This window comes from Bacillus sp. FSL K6-2819, assembly GCF_038008305.1.
In the GTDB taxonomy this organism is placed as follows: domain Bacteria; phylum Bacillota; class Bacilli; order Bacillales; family Bacillaceae; genus Bacillus; species Bacillus amyloliquefaciens.
In genome coordinates this window covers 903,560-928,014 of record NZ_JBBOYV010000001.1, presented here as the reverse complement: position 1 = coordinate 928,014, position 24,455 = coordinate 903,560, and the positions used below count along the sequence as shown (strand labels likewise).

Sequence of the window (24,455 nt, the reverse complement as noted above, 5' to 3'; positions counted from 1 at the left end):
TAATCAATTGAATGAGGAGGGATTTAACTTGTTCAGACAAAAAAAAGGCATCAGCCCGACAGCGCTGCTGATCGGATCATCACTTTTGATCGCAGCTTTATCACCGGAAATCCGCCGCAAAATCACCGGAATGGTTTCAGGACAAATGCAGCATAAGGATGGCGCTCATTCCATGCAGCCTGCTGAGCTGATTAAACAGGCTTTCGGCGGGGAATCCGGCCGCCAGCAGCATACAGACAAAGCCCGGCACTCACAAACCGGCTCCATGCAGCCTGCCGAGCTGATCAAACAGGCTTTCGGCGGGGAATCCGGCCGCCAGCAGCATGAGCAGACTTCCCGCAATCACTCCGGCGCATCATCTTCGTCTCATGAACACAGCCGGAGGCATACAGACGGACAGACAGACCGCAGAAAAGAAACTTCGGCAAAGCCTCACTATACGGAGCCGATTCACTTTGAAGAAAGCGCGGTAAATGTTTTAAATGACAGCACCGTGATGAATATGCTGGAAGAAATCGAACCCGGAAATCAGTAAAAAAACCCACGAATCCTTGTCTAGTAAGGATTCGTGGGTTCTTTAATCCCGCCGGTTTTGGACTCGGTGAGCTAAAAAATCCTTCATTCGTTAACAATTGTCACAACAGGCATCTTGTTTAACCGTAAGGCTCCATCCATCATCCCAAGCTATAAATTGATTTTGATATTAGTCAGACGATAGATTACAAACGACATCTAACAATACATGGGCACCCGCTGCAAGGTCATGATCTTTCGTGTACTCTTCAGGGTTATGGCTGATCCCCTCTACACTTGGGACAAAAATCATAGCCGTTGGACAGATGCGGGCCATCATTTGTGCATCGTGCCCGGCTCCGGAGGTCATCCGTTTCGATTCCAGCCCTCGTTTATTTGCAGCCCGCTCAATCAATTCAACGATATTTTTATCAAATACCACGGGATTAAAACGGACTAATTGTTCAGATGTAATAGATGCGCTTTCAGACTCTACCAAATCTTTCAGGTAATTGGCTAGTGCCAATTCTTCTTGAGGTCTCTTTTCGTCCGGATCACATAAATCAACTGTAAATGTCGCTAATGACGGAATTACATTGATAGCATTTGGCTCAAAACCTAGTGATTAATACTGAGGGAGACACTGATAGTCTGGGGAACAGACAATTAATGCAGCGGCAAACGTCTTTCTTCTCACTAAAAAAAGCCTTAACTTCCGGGTGAAGTTAAGGCTTTTTAAGGTCGAGAATTTTATTTTTATGAGACCAGCCATGCAGTGTGGCTGACAAAAAACTTATGTGCCAATGGCAGGCTTTAGTTAAGCTTCTTCAGCTTCAATGACGATGGAAGAATCATTATAAACCGAGGTATCGGTTTCCTTCGTCATTTTACTTGTTAACAGTCCCGCAGTCATGCTGCCGCTGACATTTAAGGCGGTGCGCCCCATGTCAATTAACGGCTCAATTGAAATGAGCAGACCGGCAAGCGCAACAGGCATGTTTAAAGCGGATAAGACGAGAAGAGCCGCAAATGTCGCGCCGCCTCCTACGCCTGCTACACCGAAGGAACTGATTGCCACTATCGCGATGACGGAAATGATAAATCCCGGTTCAAACGGATTTTGCCCCACCGTCGGCGCAATCATCATCGCAAGCATCGCCGGGTAAATGCCGGCACAGCCGTTTTGTCCGATCGATAAGCCGAATGAACCTGCGAAGTTCGCAATTCCTTCCGGTACGCCCATGCTTTTTTGTGTTTTAATATTGAGCGGCAAAGCCCCTGCGCTAGAACGGGACGTAAAGGCAAACACCATGACCGGAAATGCTTTTTTCACATATGTGACCGGATTTAAACCGCTGAACGTAATCAGCAGCAAGTGAATGATAAACATGACGATAAGCGCGGCGTATGAAGCGATAACAAACATGCCCAATTTCACAATGCTGTCGATGTCGCTTGTCGCGATCGTTTTTGTCATAATCGCCAATACCCCGTAAGGCGTCAGCCTTAAAATTAATGTAACGACTCGCATAATAATCGCGTAAACCGCATCGACAATTCCGCTGAATGTCGCAGCGTGCTCCGGCTGCTTCCGTTTCACTCCGAGGAAAGCGATGCCGAGAAAAGCGGCGAAAATAACGACTCCGATGGTGGAAGTCGGTCTTCCCCCCGTGAAATCAAGAAACGGATTCGCCGGCAGAAGTTCAACGATTTGCTGAGGCAGCGTTTTGGCCGTCATATCCTCAGATTTTTGCTGCAGCTCCTGTCCTCTTGATAACTCAGTGCTCCCTTGGTCGATATGAACGGCCTTCAGATCAAAGGAAAGCGCCGAAACAATTCCGACTGCCGCGGCAATTGCTGTCGTGGCGATTAAAATTCCGATGATCAGGCCGCTGATTTTTCCGATGTTATGGGTCAGCTTCAGTTTCGTAAATGCGCCGAGAATGGAAATAAAGACGAGCGGCATGACGATCATCTGAAGCAATTTGACATAACCGCCGCCGGCGATATTAAACCAATCGGCCGTTTGTGTAACGATATGTGAAGCCGGCCCGTAAATCAATTGCAGTGCAAAACCGAATACAATGCCTAATCCGAGCGCGGTAAAGACACGTTTAGAAAAGGAAACGTGTTTTTTTTGCATCACAAACAGACCTGCTATAAGCAAAAGCATTATGAAAACATGTAAGACAACAAATAAATTCTCCAAAACAGGTAAACACTCCCTTGTTCATTATCCTTTAACACTATATTATATCAATTCCGATCGGTCAAGTAAGAATTGACAATATATGTATTTTTATAGACTTTTCTCTTTTCTTTCCACCCTTTCTTTAGTAACTTATATAAGGGTGATTGTTATGCTGAAGGAACTGTTTCTTAATTTGACGATTTTAATCACATTTAATTATCTCTTCACCCTTCTTTTTAAAGAGTCGCTTTCGCATAAAGAAGACCGTCCGATGTTTCAATTACTGAAGGGGACGGCCTGCGGGCTTTTAGGGGTTTTTCTGATTGCTTTCGGCTTTTCTTACTCCGATTCCATCATTGATCTCAGAAATATCCCCATTATTATTGCCGCTCTTTACGGAGGCTGGGTGTCTACGGCAGCTGCCTTTATGATTATCGTCGCAGGCCGGATACTGATCAATTTCAATGCCAGCGCCATTTTTTCCATCGTCGCAGTCGGGATGATTGCGATTCTTTCTGTGGCCGTCCTCAGAGGAAAAAAGCCGGATCGCAAAAAGGCGTTCGTTATGCTGCTTTTCTCAAACGTTATTTTCACCTTGACGATGCTGTTACTTATGCCTGAACAGCAGCCTGCCGGGGCCCTCGTTTATTATTGGCTCATTTCCACCGTGGGCGGAATGCTGTCACTGTATATCATCAAACACGAAGCCGACGCCCGCCTTTTATTCAAGCAATACAAGTTTCAAGCGAATTATGATTTTCTGACGGGAATTTTTAATAAGAGAAAATTTGAGGAAGTCTCGCGCGTTCTTTACGACCGGGCGTCTCAATCCGCCTCATCTCAGCTCGCGCTTATTTATTTTGATATTGATCACTTTAAACAGATCAATGATCAATACGGCCATTATGAAGGCGATCAAGTGCTGAAGGAACTGGGGGCGCGGCTGAGGTTCTTAATCAGCGGCTCTGATCCGTCAGCCCGGATCGGCGGCGAAGAATTTGCCGTGCTTATACCGAATTGCACATATAAAAAAGGGCTTCACCTCGCAGAAGAAATCAGACAGGCTATTGACGGGAACCCGATTCTTTTAACGAGCGGAGATACAATTCCCGTGACCGTTTCCCTCGGCATCGCGCATTATCCGACAAATACGGCGGATCCGCAGACATTGCCTCTGATCGCAGACCGGCTGCTGTACAAAGCAAAAACATCGGGACGCAACCAAGTATGCAGCACTGAAAAAAAAGAATGACCGCCGCAAGGGGAATCATTCTTTCTTTTCAGTGAGAACGCTGCTGCCCGGCAGGAAAACAGGAACCAGGCTGCCCTGATATTCTTTTTCAATAAACGCCGCGGTATCATCTGATTGATACAAAGACAGGAGTGTTCGCATCCGCTCATCATCTTTATCTTCAGCTCTGACGGCGATCAGATGGAGATACGCTTCCTTCATCTGCGCCGATCGGATCAATGCGTCCTTCTCCGCATGAAATCCTGCTTTTTTCGCGTCACTTTGACTGAGAACTGCTGCGTCAGCATGTTCCGCCGCTTGAAATGCGTTCTTTTTTGTTTCCGTTTTTAAGATCAGATGTTTCGGGTTGTCCTTGATCATATCTGCTGAACCCGTCCCGTTGAATCCTTTTTTCAATGTAATCAGTCCGGCCTCCTGCATGAGAAAGAGCGCTCTGTCGAAGGCCGCCGCTTCGTCAGGCACGGCAATGACCGCGCCGTCCGGTATATCCTCCAGCTGTTTATACTGCTTGGAATACACCCCGATCGACGCCGCATATGTCGTTCCTAAAGGAGCCAGCTTATTTTTCACATTAGGCGGCAAGGATTTAAAATAAGAAACGGTTTGAAACGCATTGGCATCGAGATCTCCGCCGGCAAGTGCCAAATCAGCCTCCGCATAATCCGAAAACGCTGCCAATGAAAGATTCAACCCTTTCTCTCTTGCTTTTTTTGCGACAAAATCCCAGATCATTTGATCAGATTCATTGATTCCGATAGTAATTGTCCGATTCCCCGCGGGGGAATGGCATGAAGTAAGTGACATGATCACGATGAAGAGAAACAGACTGTTTATAAGCCGCAGGTTCAAGATAACCTACTCCCTATCTATTGTTATGTGCAAAAGCTGCACCATGCATTCGGGCTATGATTATGTTAACAATACCGATTTAAAAAAGGGTTGTCAATTGCTTCCTTCACAGGGTAAAAAGCGGCTTTTACCAGCTGAAAATGTGCTGTTCAGTCTCAGATCGGCTTTCCCCACCAGAGTGTTCCGCCTTAAATAATGTTATTTCAAAAAAAGTTACATTTAGCAGTTGTTTTTTCTCCGGATTACTGGTAGAGTAAAGGTAATTATTTTTGTTCGAACTATCTTTAAGAAGAAAGTTTTGTAAGAGTTTTCGTCTTGGAAGTTTGTTTTAGAGCAAGAATAGTGAATTTAAGCGTTATGTCGCTTTAGGAGGAAATTTCATGTTAGAAGGTAAAGTAAAATGGTTCAACTCTGAAAAAGGATTCGGATTCATCGAAGTAGAAGGTCAAGACGATGTATTCGTTCACTTCTCTGCTATTCAAGGCGAAGGCTTCAAAACTTTAGAAGAAGGCCAATCTGTTTCTTTCGAAATCGTTGAAGGAAACCGCGGACCACAAGCTGCTAACGTAACAAAAGCATAAATGTCTTAAAAAACCTGCCGGTGTACGCCGGCAGGTTTTTTTAATTTAAAAGCTGTTTTGCAAAGGCAAAACAGCTTTTTATATCAGGTAGCAATATCCCGTTTTAAGAAGACGCCGAATGCGAGCGCCATAAAAATGATGAAGTAAATCACAAGCATCACAACCGAAAATGTCATCGTCATGCCCTCTACTAAAGGAGTCCCGTTCATATATTGCGATAAATCCGTATTGGCAAATAAAATATATTTTGCCCATTCAAATTTCGCAGCGAGAAATACAGTCGCCGTGCTTCCCATAACCAATAGAAAAATAGAGAATCCGACCGCTAACGAACTGTTCCGGAATACTGCAGACAGCATAAACGCCATCGTCGCAAGCATAAAGGCCGAGACAGATTCATATACGTATGTTTTCGCCAGAAATGCGATGATATTTTGCTCAAAAACTTGTCCGTCTTTGTATACGAGATGAACATTAGCGGCTGTGTCGCCGCTTGTGCCGAAAAAGAGTAATCCCAACAGAGCGGAGCCGGCAAATAAAATTACAAGCATAAGCAGCCCGAACAGCAGCACCGTCATATATTTAGAAAGCAAAATCTGAAAACGGCTGAGCGGGCGGATGGCCAGAAGCTTGATCGTCCCCCAGTTGAACTCATTCGCCACGATGCCTGCGGCAATGATGATCGTAAACAAGCCGGTCAAAACAGTCATCATCGCAGAATCAGCTACGTATGACCATACTGTGTACCCTGTATCTTTCGGGATATTATGATCAATGCGATATTCATTTATCGCGATATTCTGTTTCAGATTATCAATGAGAGTCTGATTTCCGGTTTCCTTCATCTGCTGTTTCATTTCTTTGTTTTCAGCCTGGAGCTCTTGTTTCCAATTCGGATTGGCTTCATTGGAAGTAAAGTGGTTTGACAGAAGCGCAAAGCCTATCATCGCAACGCCTAAAATCACAATCATTGCCCACGTGCCGACACGGCTGAAAATTTTAATCCATTCATTATAGATCAGGTTAAACATATTGAACCTCCTCTTTCGTTCCCCCGGTAATTTCCAAGAAACGGTCTTCTAAAGATTTTGTGACGATTTTCACTTCATATAAGCGGACATTTTCACGGACGAGAAGTGAAATCACATCAGGCACTTCCTGTTTTGACAGCTTGATCTCAAAGCCGTTTGTCTTCTTCACACAGTCAAATTGAGTCAGGACGGCAAGTGCCTCTTCTCTTTGTTCAATATGGAAGAAGTATGCATCTTTATCCTCTTTTCCTTCATCCCTTACCTTTTGTATATCGACAAGCTCCCCCTTTTGCAGAATGCCGATTCGATCGCACATTAACTCCATTTCTGACAGCAGATGGCTTGAGACGATGACCGCCATCCCTTTTTCACGTGTCAGCTTTTTCAGGTGGTCCCTGATTTCCCTGATGCCTGCGGGATCAAGGCCGTTTGTCGGTTCATCCAGAATCAGAACCTTAGGATTATGCAGCAGGCTTTGGGCAAGGCCGAGGCGCTGTCTCATCCCAAGAGAATAGGTTTTTACTTTGTCATGTATTCTGTCCTGTAATCCGACGAGCTCGATGACCTCATCTATTTTTTCTTTCGTAACGCCTTTTACCATCCTTGCGTACTGCTGTAAGTTTTTATAACCGCTCAGGAATTTGTACAGTTCCGGGTTTTCCACGATGGCTCCGATGTGCCTGACCGCTTTTGAATAGTTTTTCGTAATGGATTCTCCGCAGATTACGATGTCTCCATGAGACAGTTTCATTAATCCGACCATCATTCTGATCGTAGTGGTTTTTCCCGCTCCGTTCGGCCCTAAAAACCCAAATACTTCGCCCGCTTGGACGGAAAAGCTCAGATCATGAATAATCGTTCGTCCTTTTATCGTTTTCTTTACCTGTTGCAGTTCCAATACCGTTTCCAATTAGAATCCCCCTTCTTTTTCGTGCTTCTGCATCACGGTTTTATACCATTGAAGCACGGACATTCCTTCCTGTTCGCGAATTTCTTCGACCTCGCGCTGTTCAGCGATTTTCCCTTTTCTGAACACCATCACTTCGTCTAACAGCGTCTCAATCTCATCGATCTCATGTGTGGCGATGACTACGATCTGACTGTCAAAATCAATATAAGATACGAGACTGTTGACAATCGATTCCCTGACCGCAGGATCCAGGCCGGAAAACGGCTCATCCAGCAGAATAACGGATGCTTTTCTTGACAGGGCCAGGACGATTTTCAGCCTGCCCCGGCTGCCTTTGGACAGCTCTTTTATCTTCTGCTCCGCTGAAAGATTCATTTCCGATAATAGGCCGTGTGCTTTTTCCAGCTGAAAATCCGGGAACTGTGAATGATAAAATGTGAGCATATCACCGACAGTCGTCCGGGCGAAAAACATATCATGTTCGGTTAAATAAGCCGTGCGAAAAAGCATGTTCCGGCTTACGGCACGGCCTCCGATCCGGACGGTTCCCGCGGTCGGGAACGCAAGCCCGGCAAGCATTTTCAGCGTTGTGGATTTACCGCTTCCGTTCGGCCCTAATATTCCGTAGATCTTACCCGGAGACAATGAAAATGAGACATCACTGACCGCGAGCCTGCGGCCGTATTTTTTTGTTACGTGTTCAAAATCAAGATTCATCGTTTGCTTCCTCCGCATATTGTTTGATCCCGTCGAGCATTTCTTGAGCAGATAGCCCCAGCTCCGCCATTTCCTGAATAAAGCGTTTGAATACGTCTTTTGTCAGCCGGTCTTTCAGCTCTGCTTTCAGATCAGGTCTTTCCGCTATAAAGGTTCCCTGTCCTCTTTTCGTTTCCACGATCCCCAGCCTTTCCATTTCACTGTATGTTCTTTGTATCGTATTCGGATTCACTTTCATCTGTAAGGCCATCTCTCTAACGGACGGCAATTTATCTCCCGGTAAAAGCTCACTTCGGATCAGCCGGTAATATACACGGTCGGCAATCTGCAGATAAATCGGCTTAGATGACTGAAATTCATGCTCCATCATTACACCTCAACCTTGCGATTCAGCAGCATAGAGGCCAGCGCGAGACAAACCGCCGAAAACACGATCACGGCAAGGAAGCTGAAAAGCGAGAAGTGGACGGCCGTCAGTTCCATCTTCCAGCCGGCCAATTTTGTATAGTGAAAATCAAAATCCGCATACACTTTTACCGGCCATAAATGATGCTGAGATGAAGTGAAAGGCGTCATGATTTTATCGTCAATATAAGACCATACTGCGGCAAGCACGATGCAGATCACCCAACGGAGGATGGGAAAATGTTTTAACGAGTGAAAAACAGTCCAAAATACGGCTACGATCACAGATAAGTACGCTGAACTGATCAGCAGATAAGCATTCAGTCCGGTCATTGTGCCGGCAAGGGGAACGGGCTGTTCAAGGGCTCCTTTTGCAGAAAGCATCCGGTACATCCAAATGCCGTAGCCGGTCAGCGCCAGCTGTCCGATAAACTGATACAGCAGTGAGGCCGTCAGCTTCGAAGCCAGCAGATAAAACCCGCCATTCGGATTGTAAAGCCACAGCTGATTTTTCCCTTCCTTATGGAGGTGATAGTACATAAAAAGCGGCGCCACAAGAAATTGAAAAAACCCCATTGCCGCAAAAAAGCCGAAAATGACGAGCGGTTCTTTCTGCCGGGCAGCGATTATGTGGGCTGTAAGCGCCCAGCAAATCATGACGCAAAGCCAAACTGCGAGCCAGACCCATGAAACCTTCGCATCTTTTTTCAGCAAACCTAAAAACGATGTCATTCTTTTTCTCTCCATTCGAATCCAGTGTATGAGTAACATAGTACACTAGATCATAGTGAATGACAATATCTTCAATAAAAAAAGGCAAATCCGCTCTTACGCAGATTTGCCTTTTCCGTTACTTCTTTTTGTTTTTTAAGGAGAGCAGCGCATCACGATAGCTGCTATCCTGCATTTTGCCGCCGCTTTCGGGATCATTTGTTTCCTGATCCGTGTCAGAAGTCTTAAACTTCTGAAGCGCCTGACGGTACACATCATCGCCCATTGTATTCTTTTTCTCACGGGGAGCTTCAGATTTTACAACGACGGGAACATGCTCGGCCGAGCGTTCCTCGGCCGGATCATGCTTTTCCGGCTGTTCGGCTGCAGTGCCGATCGCTTCTCTGGTTTCTTCTCTGACATTCTGTCCTGCAGCAGTGCTGCGGACATTGAATGTGATAAGAAGTGCAATTACAATGACAGCAGCAATAACCGCTATAATAATGGCCATATAACCCTCTCCTTACTGTCGTCCGGCTGTTAAATTACCTGTAACCTGGCTGACACGTCGGCCAAGCGCTCGGCCTAATTGAAGGCCTTCTTCCGTCATCAGCACATCGCTGTCAACCGGGCATGTGACGCCTGCGCCGTAGTAAGAGCCGTACAGAGCGTTTTCAGGGACGTTTCCGGGAAGGCCGACAACAATCATGCCTTGGTGAAACATCGGAGTAATCAGATTGTGCATTGTCATTTCTAATCCGCCGTGCGTTGTCGCCGTCGTGCAGAATACAGCGCCGACTTTATCAATCAGCTCGCCTTCAGCCCACAGGTAGCCGAGTTTGTCGATCCACGCTTTTAAGCCTGAACTGATAGTGCCAAAGTGTCCTGGGCATCCCCAGATAATGGCATCCATATCTTTCAGCTTGCGGATGTCGGCTTGATCGACATGGTCAATCAGAACCTCAGCCTCAGCGTTTTCTCTTGCTCCTTCCGCAATGGCTTCGGCAAGGTGTTTTGTGTGTTCGCCTTCACTATCGTACACTACGTAAATTTTCATTCAGGAAACCTCCCATTCAGATGATTAAGATTCCTTCACTTCTTTAGGGGCCGGAAGCAATGACAGCTCCTCTTTTTTCTTCGCCCGCTGTTTGTCTTTCCGTACGTCACGCAAGAACAGGCTCAGGACAACGCCGATAACAGCGAAAATCGTCGCCCACATAAACGCGTCATTAATCCCCATAACATTGGAATTAAGTGAAGCTGTTTTGTAGAGATATGAATAAACGGTTTGTTTCGCCGCATCAAGCGACATGTTCATGTTGACCATTAAATTCGAAACCGCGCTTTGGAACGACTGCATGAAGTTTGGATCAGCCGTGCTCGTTTTATCCGCAATCTGCGAATAATGCATAGTCGTGCGGTTCGTATAAATAGTTGTGATCAAACTTGTTCCGATTGAACCGCTGATCTGGCGGAGCGTGTTGCTCATCGCCGTGCCGTGGCTGTTCAATCGTGCCGGAAGCTGGTTCATTCCGGCTGTCATAACAGGCATCATTAACAGTGACATACCGAATGCGCGGATGGCATAGACAAGCATGATATGCGTATAAGGTGTGTCAATTGTCAATTTTGTATACTGGAATGTCGTTGCGACCGTGATGACCAGCCCGATGATCGCAAGCGGTCTCGGACCGATTTTGTCAAACAGAATACCGGAAATCGGCGACATGATCAGCATGACAATCGCGCCCGGCAATAGCAAGAGACCCGATTGCAGCGCCGTAAAGCCGACTAAGTTCTGCAGGTAAATCGGAAGCAGGAACATTCCTGTGTAAAGCGCAATGGTAATAATGATGTTAATCACACTGGAAAGTGAGAAAATATCATATTTAAATACCCGGAAGTCGAGCATCGGTTTTTCAGAGCGCAATTGCTGAATGACAAACGCGGCAATCGCGATGATACCGACAATGACAGTAGACAGAACGATCGGATCTCCCCAGCCGTCACTGCCCGCTTCACTGACTCCGTAAAGCAATGAAGCAAATCCGACAATGGATAGGATCGCACCCAAGCTGTCGAGTTTGATTTTTTGCGGTTCCACCAAGTTCTTAAAGAGGAAGAACGCTACGATAATAACGATCGCCCCGATCGGAACAAGGCCGTAGAACATAATGCGCCATGTGTAATGCTCAATGATCCAGCCGGAAAGAGTCGGTCCGACCGCAGGAGCAAACATCATCGCAAGACCGAAAATCCCCATTCCTTTCCCCCTGCTTTCAGGCGGGAAGATAAGCAGAATGGTTGTCATGACAAGCGGCTGCAGGATACCGCCGCCGACCGCCTGAATTAACCGGCCGATCAGCATGGTTGAGAAGTTAGGCGCGATACCGCAGACTAACGTTCCCGCTGTAAAACAGAACATGGCTACGAGAAAGAGGCTTCTCTGCCCGAACCGGGTAATTAAGAAGGCCGATAACGGAATCAAAACGCCGTTGACCAGCATGTACCCGGTCGTCAGCCACTGAATCGTCGTCGCACTCACACCGAACTCGGTCATTAAGTGCGGCATCGCCACGTTAAGAAGCGTTTGGTTCAAGATCGCCAGGAATAACCCGGCCATAAGCACAATAAGCAATGTTTTAGGACTTTTTACTTGATTATCTGATTTAGCCACCTAAGACAACCTCCCTTCATGGTTTGATGACTGATCTGTATTATTCAGAGATTTTTACAGATGCGTTCATACCAGGAAGCACCTTGTCAGATGGGTTGCTAAGTGAAATTTTAACAGGAACTTTTTGCGTTACTTTTGTGTAGTTGCCGCTTGAGTTTGAAGAAGGCAGCATATCAAAAGTTGAAGTTGTCGCATAACCGATTTCTTCTACAGTTCCGTCAAATGTTGTATTCGGGTCTCCGTCAACAACGACATCTACTTTGTTTCCTACTTCAATGTCTTTAATGTCTGTTTCTTTAATGTTCGCAGTGATGTAAAGGTGTTTCATGTCAATTTCCTGGGCAATTGTCGTACCGGCTTGCACCATTTGGCCGTTTTTCACTTGGTTTTTCACGATTGTTCCATCCATGATGGCTTTTACGTCAGCATTTTGCTGTCCTTTGATTTTTGCAACAACGTCGTTTTTACTTACTTCTTTCCCCTCGTCAAGGTTCCAGTCAGTTACTTTACCCGCAGCAGGAGCTGTGATAGCAGCCATGTCGCCGGCAACTTTCGCTTCATCGGTTTTTACATAGTGTGTGCTTTGATAATAGTAGTAAGCACCTCCGCCTATAATTGCAAGAACAACAATCAAACCGATAATGTTGGTCAGAATTAAACGTCCTCTGTTCATTTTGTTTTCTCCTTTCGTTTCTTCCTCTATCATTTTGTGGAATGATGATAAAAATATGTGGGGATTTTTTTATTTACCGTTTTTCACTGCACAGCCGTTTGCAAGCTTCGTTAAACTTTCGGCAAGCTTGCGCAGGTACTGCAGGTCAGCGGTATTGAGCTGCTGGTATAAGATCGCCGCTTTTTCGGCATATTGAACAGCAGCTTTCTGTAGAAGTTCTTCCCCCTCTTCGGTTAACTGAATCATAACAACACGCCGGTCGTCGTGATAGTCGCTCCGATCCATTAAGCGGCGCTTATACAGAATATCGGTCATTCTCGTGACAGACGCCGGTTTCAGATCAAGCGACAAAGCCAGCCTTGAAAGCTGCGTGCTTTTGCTCTTATGTATTTTGAACATCAGCAGATACTGCAGGACTGTAATATCATAAGGTTCCAGAACTGTCTCCAGAATCATTTTCTGCTTTTTGTAAATCGATCTGGAAGTATCAAACAGCTGTTCAAAACTGAGCAAAGCGAGCTCTGATTCAATCACCGTATTTTCACCTCATTCCCTTAATAATAGTTCACAAGATAAAATATTAATAAATGTAAGAAGGTTTGTAAAGAGAAAAGTTTCATTTTTTAAGGATTTTTTTTATGCCGCTTTTTCTCTTTATTTTTAATTAAAAAAAGCCGAGAGGAAGAATCGCAGCCGCACGATTCTTCACTCGGCTTTTTGTTTAATACGATGCTTTGCTTACACCCGCTTCTTCTTTTTGAAAAAAGCTTTTCAGCGCTTGAAATACGTCTGATTTCTGCTTCAGGATGTAATATTTAAATTTATCATCTTTGACATTTTTATAGGCGGACATGAGTGTGGAATGCCTGTTATATTGATTGACCTCACCGTAGCAGAACAGATTCGATTTTTTCATGATGTCATTGACAAGCTTTACGCACCTCGCATTATCCGATGTTAAATTATCTCCGTCTGAGAAATGGAACGGGTAGATGTTGTAGCGCGCGGGATCATATTTTTCATCAATTAATTCAAGAGACTTCCGGTATACGGAGGAGCAGATGGTTCCGCCGCTCTCGCCTTTTGAAAAGAAATCTTCTTCAGACACAACCTTCGCTTCCGTATGATGGGCGATAAATTCGATATCAACCGTTTCATACTTTGTCCGTAAAAATCGTGTCATCCAAAAAAAGAAGCTCCTCGCCATATATTTTTCCCATACGCCCATCGAACCGCTTGTATCCATCATGGCTAATACGACAGCTTTCGATTCCGGCTTCGTCACATCATTCCATGTTTTGTATTTCAAATCTTCCGGATAAATCGGGTAAAACGACGGCTTGCCTGACATGGCGTTTCGTTTATAGGCCGACAGCATCGTCCTTTTCTTATCAATATTCCCTGTCAGTCCGGTTTTCCGGATATCATTGAACTCGATATCGGTATGGACGATATTGTCCCTTTCTTTTTGCTGCAGATTCGGCAGTTCTAATTCCTGAAACAGCGCTTCTTCCAGATCCATCAATGAAACTTCCGCTTCATAATAATCCTCGCCTGCCTGATCGCCGGCTCCCTGGCCTTTTCCGGCCCCCTGCTTTTTATCTGCGCCGTCTCTTGCGACGACATCGCCGACTTCGCTGTCACCGTCACCTTGGCCGACATGTTTGTTTTTATCATAGTTATAACGGATTTTATATTCATCAAGCGAACGAATCGGGATTTTCACGACATCCTTTCCGTTGGACATAATAATGCTTTCCTCAGTGACAAGGTCCGGAAGGTTGTTTTTTATCGCTTCCTGTACTTTCTTTTGGTGGCGCTGCTGGTCGTCAAAGCCTTTGCGATGGAGGGACCAGTCTTCCTCTGAAATCAAAAAATTTCCGCTGTCATTACGGGACATGAATTCCCCTCCTTAACCGTTATGGTCGTTTTACATGTGTATTCCGGCTTGTTCCTGTTTATGAAACAAGTCCGGCGAAAAGATTTATTCTTATCTTATGCCGGACGGACTTTCCAATTGACAAACAATTGCGAAAAACAGACAAAAGAACCCGTCCTTATACGGACGGGCCTTTCATGAATCAAGCATCAGCGGTTTAACAAGCTTCCGACATACTTCAGCAGTTCATTTGCGCTTGTCGAATTATAGCCGTGTTCATCTATTAACCGCGCCACTACCTCATTGACCTTTTTAAGCTGCTGCTCATCCGGCGTTTTGGTTGAAGTCGTAATTTTCACCACATCTTTTAAGTCGGCGAACAGCTTTTTCTGAATCGCTTCCCGGAGTCTTTCATGTGAATTGTAGTCGAAGCGTTTTCCTTTTCTTGCATAGGCCGATATGCGGATTAAAATTTCTTCTCGGAACGCTTTTTTCGCGTTTTCTGAAATGCCGATCTGCTCTTCAATGGATCTCATCAGCTTTTCGTCAGGATTCATTTCTTCTCCCGTCAGCGGATCGCGGAGCTTATTTTTGTTGCAGTACGCTTCCACATTATCTAGATAATTATCCATGAGTGTTTTAGCGGATTCTTCATATGAATAGACAAACGCCTTCTGCACTTCTTTTTTGGCAATGTCATCGTACTCTTTCCGGGCGGCGGAAATAAAATTCATATACCGCTCTTTGTCCTCGGCAGAGATGGAAGGATGCTGGTCAAGTCCTTCTTTTAAGGAACGCAGCACGTCAAGCGAATTGATGGATTCCATATTTTTTCTGATAATTGTTGAGGAAATGCGGTTGATGACATAGCGCGGATCGATTCCGCTCATTCCTTCATCATGGAATTCCTTCTTCATATCCTCCAGATCAACAGAATTGTAACCTTCAACGCTTTCCCCGTCATAGAGCCTCATTTTTTTGACAAGATCAATATCAGACCGGTTCGGTTCCTTCAGCCGGGTTAAAATAGAAAACATCGCAGCCACTTTTAATGTATGGGGGGCGATGTGAACGTCAGAAACATCACTTTCAGAAATCATTTTTTCATAAATCCGTTCTTCCTCGGACACCTTTAAATTATAAGGGACAGGCATCACGATGATTCTGGAATGAAGGGCTTCATTTTTTTTATTGGCAATAAACGAGCGGTACTCCGTTTCGTTCGTATGCGCAACAATCAATTCGTCAGCTGAGATGAGCGCAAACCGCCCGGCTTTGAAATTCCCTTCCTGCGTGAGTGACAGAAGGTGCCACAGAAATTTTTCATCGCATTTCAGCATTTCCTGAAACTCCATCATTCCGCGGTTTGCTTTATTTAATTCCCCGTCAAACCGATAGGCGCGTGGATCTGATTCCGAGCCGTATTCGGCAATCGTTGAAAAATCAATGCTCCCCGTCAAGTCGGCAATATCCTGTGATTTCGGGTCGGACGGACTGAAGGTTCCGATTCCGGTACGCTTATCCTCAGAGAAGAAAATGCGTTCAACCTTTACATCTTCAATTCTGCCGCCGTAATCTTCTTCAAGCCGCATGACATTAAGCGGAGACAGGCTGCCCTCAATTCTGATCCCGTATTCTCTGTAGAAGTCTTCGCGCAGATGATGGGGAATGAGATGGAGAGGATCTTCATGCATCGGGCAGCCTTTGATGGCGTAAACTGCGCCGTTGTCTGTCAATGAGTAGGCTTCAAGCCCTTTTTTCAGCATGGTGACAAGGGTTGATTTCCCGCCGCTGACGGGTCCCATTAATAGCAAAATCCGTTTTCTTACATCGAGCCGCTTGGCAGCCGGGTGAAAGTATTCCTCCACGAGCCGTTCCAGAGATTCTTCAAGGCCGAACAGCTCCCGCGAGAAAAAGCTGTATGTCTTTTTACCGTCATTCTCCTCGATTCCGCTGTCTTTTATCATATTAAAAACGCGAGAATGAGCAGACTGTGCGACCAATGGATTTTCTTTTATGATCTCCAAATAATCAGCGAACGTCCCTTCCCATTTGAGACGCTGCTCTTCCTCTCTGTACTTTTCAATTTTCTTTAATATATCCATAAGAACCTCCTCTATCATGGTTAATGCACTAGAAATAAGGTACTTTGTTACAATCTATGCGGTGATGTGAAATACATGCTTTTCGTTTCTTAAAAATAAAGGCGTTTTAAGGCGGTCATTGACAAGGGTCCGGTGCACCGTTCATAATGAAAGAAATACAGTTTCATCCAGACTCGGACAGCAAATGGAAAAGCAAAGAGGAGGAGAAATGATGAAAACGATCATTTTACTGGGGGTCATTCTCACTTTTTTAGTATCCATTTTTACGGCGGGTTACGACAGCAAGCCTGAAAACGAATAACGGCAAAAAGGGTGCTCCTTATGAAGAGCACCCTTTCCTGTACAACATAACAATGTTTCATATTTGAATGTGTTCTTGGACAGTTGATTTCTCATGTGTTTTACAGCTTGTTCGATACTCGATTTTTCCGATTTTGCACCCCGGGCCGATTTCCACATGCTTCCCTCTGACGATGTCCGCTTTCGTATATTCGAGGTAAACCGTGTCTCCTTCAATCAATTCAGCAGAAAGCATTCCCGCTTTCCGTTTAAGAAGACCGGGTTTCCGTCTGACGGTAATCGATGTGCCGCCGATTTCTTTGACTTTGCTTTGGTCATAACGCAAATGGATGTTTACGTCTCCCGCGTTTAACAATCCCGCCACATTGATACAGCCGGTTACATGAAGCTGCTCCGTCTCGCAATCCCCGCTGACGGTGAGACTGCCTTTTATATGGCACTGCTCTCCCGCAGCACTGCCGGAAATGTCAGCAAGTCCTTTCAGCCTCATTCGGGTGAAACGCATAGAGCCGCCAATTTTCAGCGTGCCGATCACATTTGCGGAACGAGCCGATAAATCTCCTTCAACCTCATGCTCTCCGAAAATTTTCAGCCGATTGGTTTCGGCATCTCCGAGAAAACGCCCTGTACCGAATATCCGGCAGCGTTCGCTTCGAAGTCCTTCGCCGACAGTCCCTTCGCCTTTAATGCTTACATTCTGGTAGGAGCCTCCGGCCGCGTGTCCGGCTCCGTACATTTTTAAATGACTCAATTTTTTTGTTGTTTCCACTGCAGCTCCTCCTATATTTTCACGACTTTGTTTACTGAAGCGGAAGGATCACATGTAAAATCGCCGCTGTATTCCACCGTCTCAATGATGCATCCCGCGCCGATCCGCACAGTTTTCCCGCGTACTGTCTGCGCGTTTGTGTCCGCCAAGTCAATGATGTCACCTTCAATCAGCTCTGCGGTCAGCACCGGAGCCGGCATCAGTTTAAAACGCGTAAGCACGCTTTTTCTGCTCATCACCTTCAAATGGCGGCAGCCGATTTCCTTCACATGGCTCTCACCCGCCGCCAGCTTCATACTGACTTCATCGGCATTCAGCAGGCCGCCGATCTTGCATTTGCCTTCCGAACGGAACGTCTCTGTCTCACAATCGCCTTCGATTCCGACTTTCCCGGATATGAAGATATCATCAGCTTTCACACCGCCGCCGAAAGATGAAAATCCCGCGACGTTCAACCGCTCCGTTTTGACATCACCTTTAATGACACCCGTTCCGTTGATACGGATAGATTCGGCTTCAGCGCTGCCGGAAATTTTCCCCGAACCGCTGATCGTCAGCGTTTGCGTCTTGACATTCCCGTCTGTTTTTCCGCTGCCGTTAAACAGAAGGCTCGTGCACTCGACATCACCCGAGACCGTGCCGCTTCCGTTGATCTCCACCGTATGAAAACGGCCTCCTTTTGAACTTCCTGAACCGTTGATGACTAATTTATCTGTTACGTCCATTGATGGTCCTCCTGCATCCATTTCGTTTTTAATTCTTCTGATGCCGCAGCAAGCGCCACCCGTTCAACCACTTTGACAGATGGTTCAAACAGAATATGTTCAGCGTCTGAGATGAAGCACGTCGTTACGCCGAGTTTTCGGAGCATGACGAGCTCCGTATTTGCTTTCAGCTCGGAATCCTCATACACTTTCAGCACCTCCGCCGCCATTTTCCCTTCGTCAAGATTGATATTGCCTGACTGCAAAAGCCCTTCAAGCACATATAAAGACAGCAGCGCGCGAGCTGTAAATGTCACGCCGCCTTCTCCGTAAACTTGCAGCGCGGCCTTTGAAATCAGCCCTTTTTGAAGCAGCTCCGCAAACGTTATGTTGACATCAGCCATTTGCGGAGACAGCATTTCCCTCATTTCATCCAAAGACAGATTTTCTTTCATTTTCTGTATTTTTGAGATACGTTTTAATATTTCCGCTCTCGGAAAAAATGTTTCCTGGCCTGTAAACGTTGATTTTCGGATAAACCATTCCTCAGGAATTAAATTTTTCCGCTTCCAGCGGTACAGCTGTCCGTATGAGATTGATGTTTCTTCAAGTAATTCTTTTTTAGAAATCAGTTGTTCCTCCATAAATCCAGCTCCTTTGATGAAAACATTGTAACATAACACTGTTACGTTTGTTAAGCCTATAAATATAAAAATGTCATGAACCACGGCTACATAAAAAAACCGCCCCGTATCCGGGCGGTTTTTTCTCAGGTCAAATCTCTGTAATTTTGCTGGCGCAGCGCTTCATAGACAAGAATCGCGGCAGTGTTGGACAGGTTTAATGATCTCACATGCTCGGTCATCGGAAGACGCAGGCAGCGGTCCATATTGTTTTCGATCAATTCTTTCGGAAGTCCGCTCGTTTCTCTGCCGAATACGAAGAAAACATCTTCCTCCGTATTTGAGTAGTCAAACGATGTATGCGGCTTTTGCCCGAATTTTGTAATGAAGAAAAACTTTCCGTTCTCATATGCCTCAAATAATTCGTCCAATGAATCATGATATACGACGTTGACGAACTCCCAGTAATCGAGTCCGGCGCGCTTCAGCATTTTATCATCGGTTGAGAATCCGAGCGGGCGGATCAAATGAAGCGTTGTGTCTGTTGCCGCACAAGTACGTGCGATATTTCCCGTATTGGCCGGGATTTCGGGTTGATATAAAACGACATGTAATGCCACGATGTTCACCTCTGTTTTTTATTCCGCCCACCATTATATCATTAATTACTCTTTTGTCGTATCATCCGTAATATGAAAAAACGCATATCTGATGGAAGGAGTATACGCCGTTGAATCCTCATATGACCAATATCTCATTCTGCTGTCATACGTTTGGGCATTGACAAGCGGCATATTGCTTTTATCTTTTGCGACGACAATCGTCGTATGATTAAAACGGCCGTCTCCTTCAAAATCATAGCAAATCACATCCCCGGGCATCAGTTCTTCGGCGCTTGACACCTGCACCGCGCGAAGACCGGCCTTTGATTGAGCCAGATACATCTTCATGGAATGCGCGACCGTCCAGCTGTAGCTCCATGAACTTTGCTTCATCCACCAGCCTGAGCCTCTGTTCGGATGCCCGCGCATCGGCGCTTTTCCGGCATGCAAACATTGCGAAATAAAATTTGTGCAATTGTCGCTGAAATTTTTATAAGCGGGGTTTCGTTTATTCCAAAACTTTTCCGCGTACTGAACGGCAGCCAGACGGTCGTATTGAAATGCCCTCCCGAAATCTTCCCGTTCACTCCGCTCATATTCGATTACGCTGTTTCCGTCAGAAAATCCAGCCGGTTTTTTCTTTACTTCCCGATCTTTAATCAGCAGCTGATCATAGAGAAATGCAGTCCGTTCCTCAATCTGCTCTTCTAAATAAAGATGTCCGTCCTGCTCCTTGCACAAATATTCGAAATGAATCGTGTACAATACGCATAACGTGCCGTCGTCCTCAAGACTGCTGTTGACAATGACGGCTTTCGCCTTCGCTTTAACGATGTCAACTTTCCGTTTTTCAAGCAGCTCTTTTTTTCTCGTCAGGGCTTCAAGATCGCCGGCCGGTCCATTCTGCCTCATCTCGGTTCCGTTGACTAAATAATGAAGCCGGGCCTCCGCTAAATCTTCAATAATATGCTTCAAGCGCTCCACCCACCATACTTTTTTATAAAGAAAAAACACTTGAACTCCGGCCAAGTGCTTTTTCTCTATACATATGTCAGGACTGGCCGGTTTTAGTCTTATCAGAAACCGATAGCAGTTCCAGTCCCTTTTTAATTTCCTGTATGGCTTCCTCATCCTGCTCTTTATAAAGCGCTTTTTCTAATTCCGCTGCATATTCCTGATCACCGATTTTCCCGATGGCCCAAGCGGCCGTTCCCCTGATGACAGGGCGCGGGTCTTGGTGCATCAAGGCCGTTAATTCAGGAAGAGACGATGCATCTTTGAAATGGGCCAATGCCAAAATGGCATTCCGCTGAATCGGCTTCTTGCCGCGCCATGAGCCTGATACATGTCCGAATTTTTCTTTGAATTCACGGTTGCTTATGGTCAAAAGCGGCTTTAACAGCGGCTTTGCGATTTCCGGGTCGGGCTCCATCTGCGGATGAAGATGAAAATCTTTCCCTTTATTAATCGGACAGACCGTCTGGCACGTGTCACAGCCATACAGACGGTTTCCGATTTTCGTGCGGAACTCATCCGGCAAAAATCCCTTTGTCTGGGTAAGGAATGAAATACAGCGCTGGGCGTTAAGCTGTCCGGGATTGACGAGTGCGCCGGTCGGGCATGCGTCTAAACATTTCGTGCATGAGCCGCACATATCTTCAATCGGCACATCCGGTTCAAAAGGCAGATTTGTGATCATCTCAGCCAGATATACGTAAGAGCCGTATTCAGGTGTGGTGATCATGCAGTTTTTGGCGCTGAAGCCGATTCCCGCCCGTTCAGCCACGGCCCTGTCGGACAATTCTCCTGTATCCACCATTGACTTGGTGCGGATATCTTCATGTTTGCTTTGAAGAAAATTCTCCAGCAGATCAAGCTTTTCCCGCAGAACGTCATGATAATCCTTTCCCCAGGAAGCTCTGCAAAAAATGCCGCGCCGGCCGTCCCTCGTGCTCCTTGGCGCATCTTTCATTTTGGAAGGATAGGCAAGGGCGATGGCGACGATCGATTTGGCTTTCGGCAGAAGCAAAGACGGTGTGACCCGTTTTTCAATATCCGGTTCTTCAAAGCCGGATAAATAGCCGAGTGATTCCTGAAGAATCAGCCGGTCCCTCAGACTGTCGAATGTATCAGCCGTCGTAAACCCGATTTTGTCGACTCCGATGCTTTTGGCGTATTCGATTAATTCCTCTTTCAGTTTATGGATATTCATTTTTTGCACAGCCTCCTTTCTTTGTGATCAGGCTCCAGCCCGGGTATAATAGAGTTTTATCATCCCGGAATGGAGTGAACACAATTGAACATCAGTTTAGATCCTCTTATTGCTGAACGGGTGCCGGGGATCAAAGCGGCAGCCGTATTATATGAACAGATCGAAGTCGGGCCCGCCCCGCAAATGCTGAAAGGCCGCCTCCGTTTATTTCAAGAATCGCTTTACTTTGATTATGCAGACGGCGGCATAGATGAACAGCCTTTTGTGAAAGAATGGGCGCGTATAATGGAACAGCTCAGCCCCGCCTTTTCTGGACAAAAAACGCCGATGGAACTTATGCTCGGCGATATTTCCCGGGAACGATTCGTCGAAAGTGTGAATTCAGCCCATGATACCATACTTTTTTTCTCCTTGAAATATTCATTGCCCATCATGGCGTATGATGCCCCAGACATCGATGAACCGATTTCCATTACGATCGGAGAAAAAGAAGACGTACTGGCCTTCTCCGGCCCGGACGGCGTTTTCGGCAGCCTTACCGGACATATCAATACCCGCCCCGTTACGTCCGATACGAAAAAAATGCTGCAGCTGATCTTTTTCCCGCCTTCGTTTCACGCCGAAGCGGCCGAAGAGCTGTTATCATCCTTAACCAATATGTTTGAACAAATTCACGGAGGCACCCATACCGTCTCTTGGCTTTCATAAAAAGACACGCCTTTCGTGTCTTTTTTCACATAAAAAAACGCAATACTTCGTTTATCAGAGAAACGAAACACTGCGTTAATAACGTATGTATGGAGCGGGTGATGAGAATCGAACTCACGACATCAGCTTGGAAGGCTGAGGTTTTACCACTAAACTACACCCGCATCAAAATTATTTTTTCAGTACCGATTTGATGTTTCTAATGTTACATGTTTATTTATTTTTCGTCAAGGGAATGTTAAAAAATTTGTCGAAAAAAATTCTTTTTTTGTCCACATGTTAAGTTGAGTTTACATTTTGTTAAGAATCTCATACAATATGAAAAAGAAGAAAACTTGAGGTACGTCTGATGATGAAAAATAAAGTAAAAGAGCTGAGAGCCAGATACGGCTATTCTCAGGAAACGCTCGGAAAAGAAGCCGGAGCCACCAGACAGACGATTGCAGCGATTGAAAAAGGAGATTATGTGCCTTCACTCTTATTGGCGCTTAACATCTGCCGGGCTTTCTCCCTGACGATGGAGGAAGTATTCTGGCTGGAGGAGGAGAAAAAATGAGTTTAAAAAGCAAAGCGTGTTTTCACCTTGCTCTCTACGGATTGTCCTGCTGGACGCTGATTTCTTTTATGGAAGCAATACCGCAGATCGCTCAGTTTTTCCAAACGGAAGGGAGCGGTTCATTTGAGCTGAATATCACTCCGTTTCTGCTGTTTTCCGTTTGTGCCGCACTGTATATCTATGCTGAAAAGAAAAAACGGAACGGCAAACAGCACAGGCTTGTGCCCGACGAATTTGAAGAGCAGGATGAGAGAGAACGGATGATGACGGCAAAAGCATGCCGTTCCTCGTATATCGCCGTTTACTTCTCATTACCGGCCGCAGCCGTTCTGCTTTTGTTTTATCCGCTTATTCAGCCGCATCTTCCCTTTTTTCCGATTCTTTTGATTTTCATACTGATGATGATTCAGCATTTGGCTTATGTTTTCACTTTTCATAGGCATGGCAAAAACTCCGGTTCGTAACAGACCCGGAGTTTTTTATATTACCAGCTCGCTTTTTTCACCCCGGGAATCCGGCCTTTATGGGCCAGCTCCCTGAATGCAATTCTGGACAATTTAAATTTCCTCATATATCCGCGGGGCCGACCCGTCACCGCACAGCGGTTATGAAGCCTGGCCGGAGCAGAATCACGCGGCAGTTTGCTCAACGCTTCCCAGTCTCCTTTTGCCTTTAATTCTCTTCTGATGTCCGCATATTGTTCAACAAGCTTCTGCCGCTTGAGTTCTTTGACCGCTTTTGATCTTTTAGCCATTTCAGCACTCCTTTTACAAATCGTAATCATATCGCTTTAATAGTATCATCTGTATGTTTATAAAGCAAGCTTCCGGCATAAAGAAGACGGGCCTCCGCGAAGCCTACTTGTTCAGCTTCACATAATAGAGTAATGCGTCAGAATGGCTGATCAGCATCTTCTTATCTCGTGACATTTTGACGTGCTCTCCTGAATTCTTCACACTCGCGCCAATCAATACTGGTTCCCCATAAGTCACTGACTCGGCAGAGGAAATAAACACGGACGCTCTGTCATCTCCCTGATTCCGGGTAAAAACAGCGTCTGCCGAGACTTTCCCGCTATCATCGGCGATACCGAAACGAACCTTGTCTTTTTCCTGTTTCCCTTTGTCTTCTCGGTCCGTGTAACAGATGAATTGCAATTCTTTTGGTTTATTCGCATCGCCGCTGTAATCTGATTGAATCGGCCCTGCTTTATCCGTCAGTTTTCCGTTTTGGTAATGTTCAATATACATCTGTGCGGCCGCCAAGTCTTTTGTGACACCTGTCACTACTGCCGCTCCGCTTTCTGACGAGGCAATTTCCATTCTGTATTTCTCTGTCTTTGATAAATCAGCTTCTTTTATCTGCATGCCATTGGAATGTCCGCATGCCGTTAATCCTGCCAGCAGACAGCACGCTGCCGCCCAATTGAATACCTTCACCAAAAAACACCTCTTTTTGATGATTGTAACATTATCAGAAAAAAGAGG

29 protein-coding genes and 1 tRNA gene are annotated in these 24,455 nt (G+C 45.7%); 6 read left to right on the top strand and 24 right to left on the bottom strand.

What is annotated here, in order from left to right; translation table 11 throughout:
• Window positions 1–28 precede the first annotated feature (28 nt).
• Complete coding sequence (locus MHH91_RS04865; protein WP_013351631.1) at window positions 29–535, top strand: hypothetical protein; 507 nt, start codon at window positions 29–31, stop codon at window positions 533–535.
• Between the two features lie 168 nt (window positions 536–703).
• Here the strand turns inward: MHH91_RS04865 and MHH91_RS04860 are convergent, their stop codons facing one another.
• Together MHH91_RS04860 and MHH91_RS04855 are read right to left on the bottom strand one after the other, a co-directional pair.
• Entirely contained in the window at window positions 704–1,039 is a 336-nt protein-coding gene (locus MHH91_RS04860; protein ID WP_013351630.1) for a M20/M25/M40 family metallo-hydrolase, read from the bottom strand.
• Window positions 1,040–1,330: 291 nt separating this feature from the next.
• Entirely contained in the window at window positions 1,331–2,722 is a 1,392-nt protein-coding gene (locus MHH91_RS04855; protein WP_013351629.1) for an L-cystine transporter, read from the bottom strand.
• A 151-nt stretch (window positions 2,723–2,873) separates the two neighbouring features.
• On the opposite strand from MHH91_RS04855, the gene MHH91_RS04850 reads away from it, so the two are divergent.
• Window positions 2,874–3,956: a GGDEF domain-containing protein gene (locus MHH91_RS04850; RefSeq protein WP_013351628.1), complete on the top strand. Its 1,083-nt coding sequence runs from the start codon at window positions 2,874–2,876 to the stop codon at window positions 3,954–3,956.
• Between the two features lie 15 nt (window positions 3,957–3,971).
• On the opposite strand, the gene MHH91_RS04845 is transcribed toward MHH91_RS04850, so the two are convergent.
• Complete coding sequence (locus MHH91_RS04845; RefSeq protein WP_014469949.1) at window positions 3,972–4,805, bottom strand: MetQ/NlpA family ABC transporter substrate-binding protein; 834 nt, start codon at window positions 4,803–4,805, stop codon at window positions 3,972–3,974.
• 380 nt (window positions 4,806–5,185) lie between these two features.
• Here MHH91_RS04845 and cspB point away from each other — a divergent pair, with 380 nt between their 5' ends.
• A complete protein-coding gene (gene cspB / locus MHH91_RS04840; RefSeq protein ID WP_003155376.1) occupies window positions 5,186–5,386 on the top strand; it encodes a cold shock-like protein CspB in 201 nt (66 codons plus the stop codon).
• Between the two features lie 83 nt (window positions 5,387–5,469).
• On the opposite strand, the gene MHH91_RS04835 is transcribed toward cspB, so the two are convergent.
• The 18 genes from MHH91_RS04835 to queG all read right to left on the bottom strand — a co-directional run bounded on the left by MHH91_RS04835 (window position 5,470) and on the right by queG (window position 21,704).
• A complete protein-coding gene (locus MHH91_RS04835) occupies window positions 5,470–6,417 on the bottom strand; it encodes an ABC transporter permease (RefSeq protein WP_013351626.1) in 948 nt (315 codons plus the stop codon).
• A complete protein-coding gene (locus tag MHH91_RS04830; protein WP_014471642.1) occupies window positions 6,410–7,327 on the bottom strand; it encodes an ABC transporter ATP-binding protein in 918 nt (305 codons plus the stop codon). The genes MHH91_RS04835 and MHH91_RS04830 overlap by 8 nt, the downstream gene beginning before the upstream one ends.
• Entirely contained in the window at window positions 7,328–8,044 is a 717-nt protein-coding gene (locus MHH91_RS04825) for an ABC transporter ATP-binding protein (protein ID WP_014469948.1), read from the bottom strand.
• A complete protein-coding gene (locus tag MHH91_RS04820; RefSeq protein ID WP_014471641.1) occupies window positions 8,034–8,411 on the bottom strand; it encodes a GntR family transcriptional regulator in 378 nt (125 codons plus the stop codon). The genes MHH91_RS04825 and MHH91_RS04820 overlap by 11 nt, the downstream gene beginning before the upstream one ends.
• A gap of 2 nt (window positions 8,412–8,413) precedes the next feature.
• Window positions 8,414–9,181, bottom strand: coding sequence for a hypothetical protein (locus MHH91_RS04815; protein ID WP_014469946.1), 768 nt, complete (start codon window positions 9,179–9,181; stop codon window positions 8,414–8,416).
• Window positions 9,182–9,299: 118 nt separating this feature from the next.
• Window positions 9,300–9,671, bottom strand: a complete 372-nt coding sequence (locus MHH91_RS04810; RefSeq protein ID WP_013351621.1) for a hypothetical protein — start codon at window positions 9,669–9,671, stop codon at window positions 9,300–9,302.
• A gap of 12 nt (window positions 9,672–9,683) precedes the next feature.
• Complete coding sequence (locus MHH91_RS04805) at window positions 9,684–10,217, bottom strand: NAD(P)H-dependent oxidoreductase (RefSeq protein WP_013351620.1); 534 nt, start codon at window positions 10,215–10,217, stop codon at window positions 9,684–9,686.
• 24 nt (window positions 10,218–10,241) lie between these two features.
• The gene (locus MHH91_RS04800; protein WP_013351619.1) at window positions 10,242–11,837 is read right to left on the bottom strand and encodes an MFS transporter; all 1,596 of its coding nucleotides are present in this window, start codon (window positions 11,835–11,837) and stop codon (window positions 10,242–10,244) included.
• Window positions 11,838–11,877: 40 nt separating this feature from the next.
• A complete protein-coding gene (locus MHH91_RS04795) occupies window positions 11,878–12,543 on the bottom strand; it encodes an HlyD family secretion protein (RefSeq protein ID WP_014471640.1) in 666 nt (221 codons plus the stop codon).
• A gap of 36 nt (window positions 12,544–12,579) precedes the next feature.
• Complete coding sequence (locus MHH91_RS04790) at window positions 12,580–13,044, bottom strand: MarR family transcriptional regulator (RefSeq protein ID WP_013351617.1); 465 nt, start codon at window positions 13,042–13,044, stop codon at window positions 12,580–12,582.
• 187 nt (window positions 13,045–13,231) lie between these two features.
• Complete coding sequence (gene yhbH, locus MHH91_RS04785; RefSeq protein WP_014469945.1) at window positions 13,232–14,410, bottom strand: sporulation protein YhbH; 1,179 nt, start codon at window positions 14,408–14,410, stop codon at window positions 13,232–13,234.
• A gap of 188 nt (window positions 14,411–14,598) precedes the next feature.
• A complete protein-coding gene (prkA, locus tag MHH91_RS04780) occupies window positions 14,599–16,494 on the bottom strand; it encodes a serine/threonine protein kinase PrkA (RefSeq protein ID WP_013351615.1) in 1,896 nt (631 codons plus the stop codon).
• 358 nt (window positions 16,495–16,852) lie between these two features.
• Window positions 16,853–17,563 (bottom strand): hypothetical protein, encoded by a 711-nt coding sequence (locus tag MHH91_RS04775; RefSeq protein ID WP_013351614.1) that lies wholly within the window; start codon window positions 17,561–17,563, stop codon window positions 16,853–16,855.
• Window positions 17,564–17,574: 11 nt separating this feature from the next.
• The gene (locus tag MHH91_RS04770; RefSeq protein WP_013351613.1) at window positions 17,575–18,288 is read right to left on the bottom strand and encodes a polymer-forming cytoskeletal protein; all 714 of its coding nucleotides are present in this window, start codon (window positions 18,286–18,288) and stop codon (window positions 17,575–17,577) included.
• Window positions 18,279–18,911 (bottom strand): YhbD family protein, encoded by a 633-nt coding sequence (locus MHH91_RS04765; protein ID WP_013351612.1) that lies wholly within the window; start codon window positions 18,909–18,911, stop codon window positions 18,279–18,281. Before MHH91_RS04765 ends, MHH91_RS04770 begins: the two co-directional genes overlap by 10 nt.
• A 125-nt stretch (window positions 18,912–19,036) precedes the next feature.
• On the bottom strand, window positions 19,037–19,519 hold the full coding sequence (gene trmL / locus MHH91_RS04760) for a tRNA (uridine(34)/cytosine(34)/5-carboxymethylaminomethyluridine(34)-2'-O)-methyltransferase TrmL (protein WP_088030492.1): 483 nt from the start codon (window positions 19,517–19,519) through the stop codon (window positions 19,037–19,039).
• A 36-nt stretch (window positions 19,520–19,555) separates the two neighbouring features.
• Entirely contained in the window at window positions 19,556–20,467 is a 912-nt protein-coding gene (locus MHH91_RS04755; protein WP_038463192.1) for an amidase domain-containing protein, read from the bottom strand.
• Window positions 20,468–20,543: 76 nt separating this feature from the next.
• Window positions 20,544–21,704 carry a tRNA epoxyqueuosine(34) reductase QueG gene (gene queG / locus MHH91_RS04750; RefSeq protein WP_013351609.1) on the bottom strand — a complete coding sequence of 387 codons (1,161 nt, stop codon included), beginning with the start codon at window positions 21,702–21,704 and terminating at the stop codon, window positions 20,544–20,546.
• A gap of 84 nt (window positions 21,705–21,788) precedes the next feature.
• On the opposite strand from queG, the gene MHH91_RS04745 reads away from it, so the two are divergent.
• A complete protein-coding gene (locus tag MHH91_RS04745) occupies window positions 21,789–22,412 on the top strand; it encodes a hypothetical protein (RefSeq protein WP_013351608.1) in 624 nt (207 codons plus the stop codon).
• Window positions 22,413–22,502: 90 nt separating this feature from the next.
• Here MHH91_RS04745 and MHH91_RS04740 read toward each other — a convergent pair.
• Window positions 22,503–22,576: transfer RNA gene (locus MHH91_RS04740), tRNA-Gly, on the bottom strand.
• 188 nt (window positions 22,577–22,764) lie between these two features.
• Here MHH91_RS04740 and MHH91_RS04735 point away from each other — a divergent pair.
• Window positions 22,765–22,968 (top strand): helix-turn-helix transcriptional regulator, encoded by a 204-nt coding sequence (locus MHH91_RS04735; RefSeq protein WP_014469942.1) that lies wholly within the window; start codon window positions 22,765–22,767, stop codon window positions 22,966–22,968.
• Window positions 22,965–23,432, top strand: a complete 468-nt coding sequence (locus MHH91_RS04730) for a hypothetical protein (RefSeq protein ID WP_013351606.1) — start codon at window positions 22,965–22,967, stop codon at window positions 23,430–23,432. Before MHH91_RS04735 ends, MHH91_RS04730 begins: the two co-directional genes overlap by 4 nt.
• A gap of 20 nt (window positions 23,433–23,452) precedes the next feature.
• On the opposite strand, the gene rpsN is transcribed toward MHH91_RS04730, so the two are convergent.
• Both rpsN and MHH91_RS04720 read right to left on the bottom strand, forming a co-directional pair.
• Window positions 23,453–23,722 carry a 30S ribosomal protein S14 gene (gene rpsN / locus MHH91_RS04725; protein WP_013351605.1) on the bottom strand — a complete coding sequence of 90 codons (270 nt, stop codon included), beginning with the start codon at window positions 23,720–23,722 and terminating at the stop codon, window positions 23,453–23,455.
• Between the two features lie 103 nt (window positions 23,723–23,825).
• Window positions 23,826–24,407: a hypothetical protein gene (locus MHH91_RS04720; protein WP_013351604.1), complete on the bottom strand. Its 582-nt coding sequence runs from the start codon at window positions 24,405–24,407 to the stop codon at window positions 23,826–23,828.
• Between the last annotated feature and the right edge of the window lie 48 nt (window positions 24,408–24,455).

What these genes read in the sequence shown, in the direction of transcription:
- MHH91_RS04850 (WP_013351628.1), top strand. Translation starts at nt 2,874, where the DNA reads ATGCTGAAGGAACTGTTTCTTAATTTGACGATTTTAATCACATTTAAT.
- cspB (WP_003155376.1), top strand. Translation starts at nt 5,186, where the DNA reads ATGTTAGAAGGTAAAGTAAAATGGTTCAACTCTGAAAAAGGATTCGGA.
- MHH91_RS04835 (WP_013351626.1), bottom strand. Translation starts at nt 6,417, where the DNA reads ATGTTTAACCTGATCTATAATGAATGGATTAAAATTTTCAGCCGTGTC.
- MHH91_RS04825 (WP_014469948.1), bottom strand. Translation starts at nt 8,044, where the DNA reads ATGAATCTTGATTTTGAACACGTAACAAAAAAATACGGCCGCAGGCTC.
- MHH91_RS04820 (WP_014471641.1), bottom strand. Translation starts at nt 8,411, where the DNA reads ATGGAGCATGAATTTCAGTCATCTAAGCCGATTTATCTGCAGATTGCC.
- MHH91_RS04815 (WP_014469946.1), bottom strand. Translation starts at nt 9,181, where the DNA reads ATGACATCGTTTTTAGGTTTGCTGAAAAAAGATGCGAAGGTTTCATGG.
- MHH91_RS04810 (WP_013351621.1), bottom strand. Translation starts at nt 9,671, where the DNA reads ATGGCCATTATTATAGCGGTTATTGCTGCTGTCATTGTAATTGCACTT.
- MHH91_RS04805 (WP_013351620.1), bottom strand. Translation starts at nt 10,217, where the DNA reads ATGAAAATTTACGTAGTGTACGATAGTGAAGGCGAACACACAAAACAC.
- MHH91_RS04795 (WP_014471640.1), bottom strand. Translation starts at nt 12,543, where the DNA reads ATGATAGAGGAAGAAACGAAAGGAGAAAACAAAATGAACAGAGGACGT.
- yhbH (WP_014469945.1), bottom strand. Translation starts at nt 14,410, where the DNA reads ATGTCCCGTAATGACAGCGGAAATTTTTTGATTTCAGAGGAAGACTGG.
- prkA (WP_013351615.1), bottom strand. Translation starts at nt 16,494, where the DNA reads ATGGATATATTAAAGAAAATTGAAAAGTACAGAGAGGAAGAGCAGCGT.
- MHH91_RS04770 (WP_013351613.1), bottom strand. Translation starts at nt 18,288, where the DNA reads ATGGACGTAACAGATAAATTAGTCATCAACGGTTCAGGAAGTTCAAAA.
- MHH91_RS04765 (WP_013351612.1), bottom strand. Translation starts at nt 18,911, where the DNA reads ATGGAGGAACAACTGATTTCTAAAAAAGAATTACTTGAAGAAACATCA.
- queG (WP_013351609.1), bottom strand. Translation starts at nt 21,704, where the DNA reads ATGAATATCCATAAACTGAAAGAGGAATTAATCGAATACGCCAAAAGC.
- MHH91_RS04735 (WP_014469942.1), top strand. Translation starts at nt 22,765, where the DNA reads ATGAAAAATAAAGTAAAAGAGCTGAGAGCCAGATACGGCTATTCTCAG.
- MHH91_RS04730 (WP_013351606.1), top strand. Translation starts at nt 22,965, where the DNA reads ATGAGTTTAAAAAGCAAAGCGTGTTTTCACCTTGCTCTCTACGGATTG.
- rpsN (WP_013351605.1), bottom strand. Translation starts at nt 23,722, where the DNA reads ATGGCTAAAAGATCAAAAGCGGTCAAAGAACTCAAGCGGCAGAAGCTT.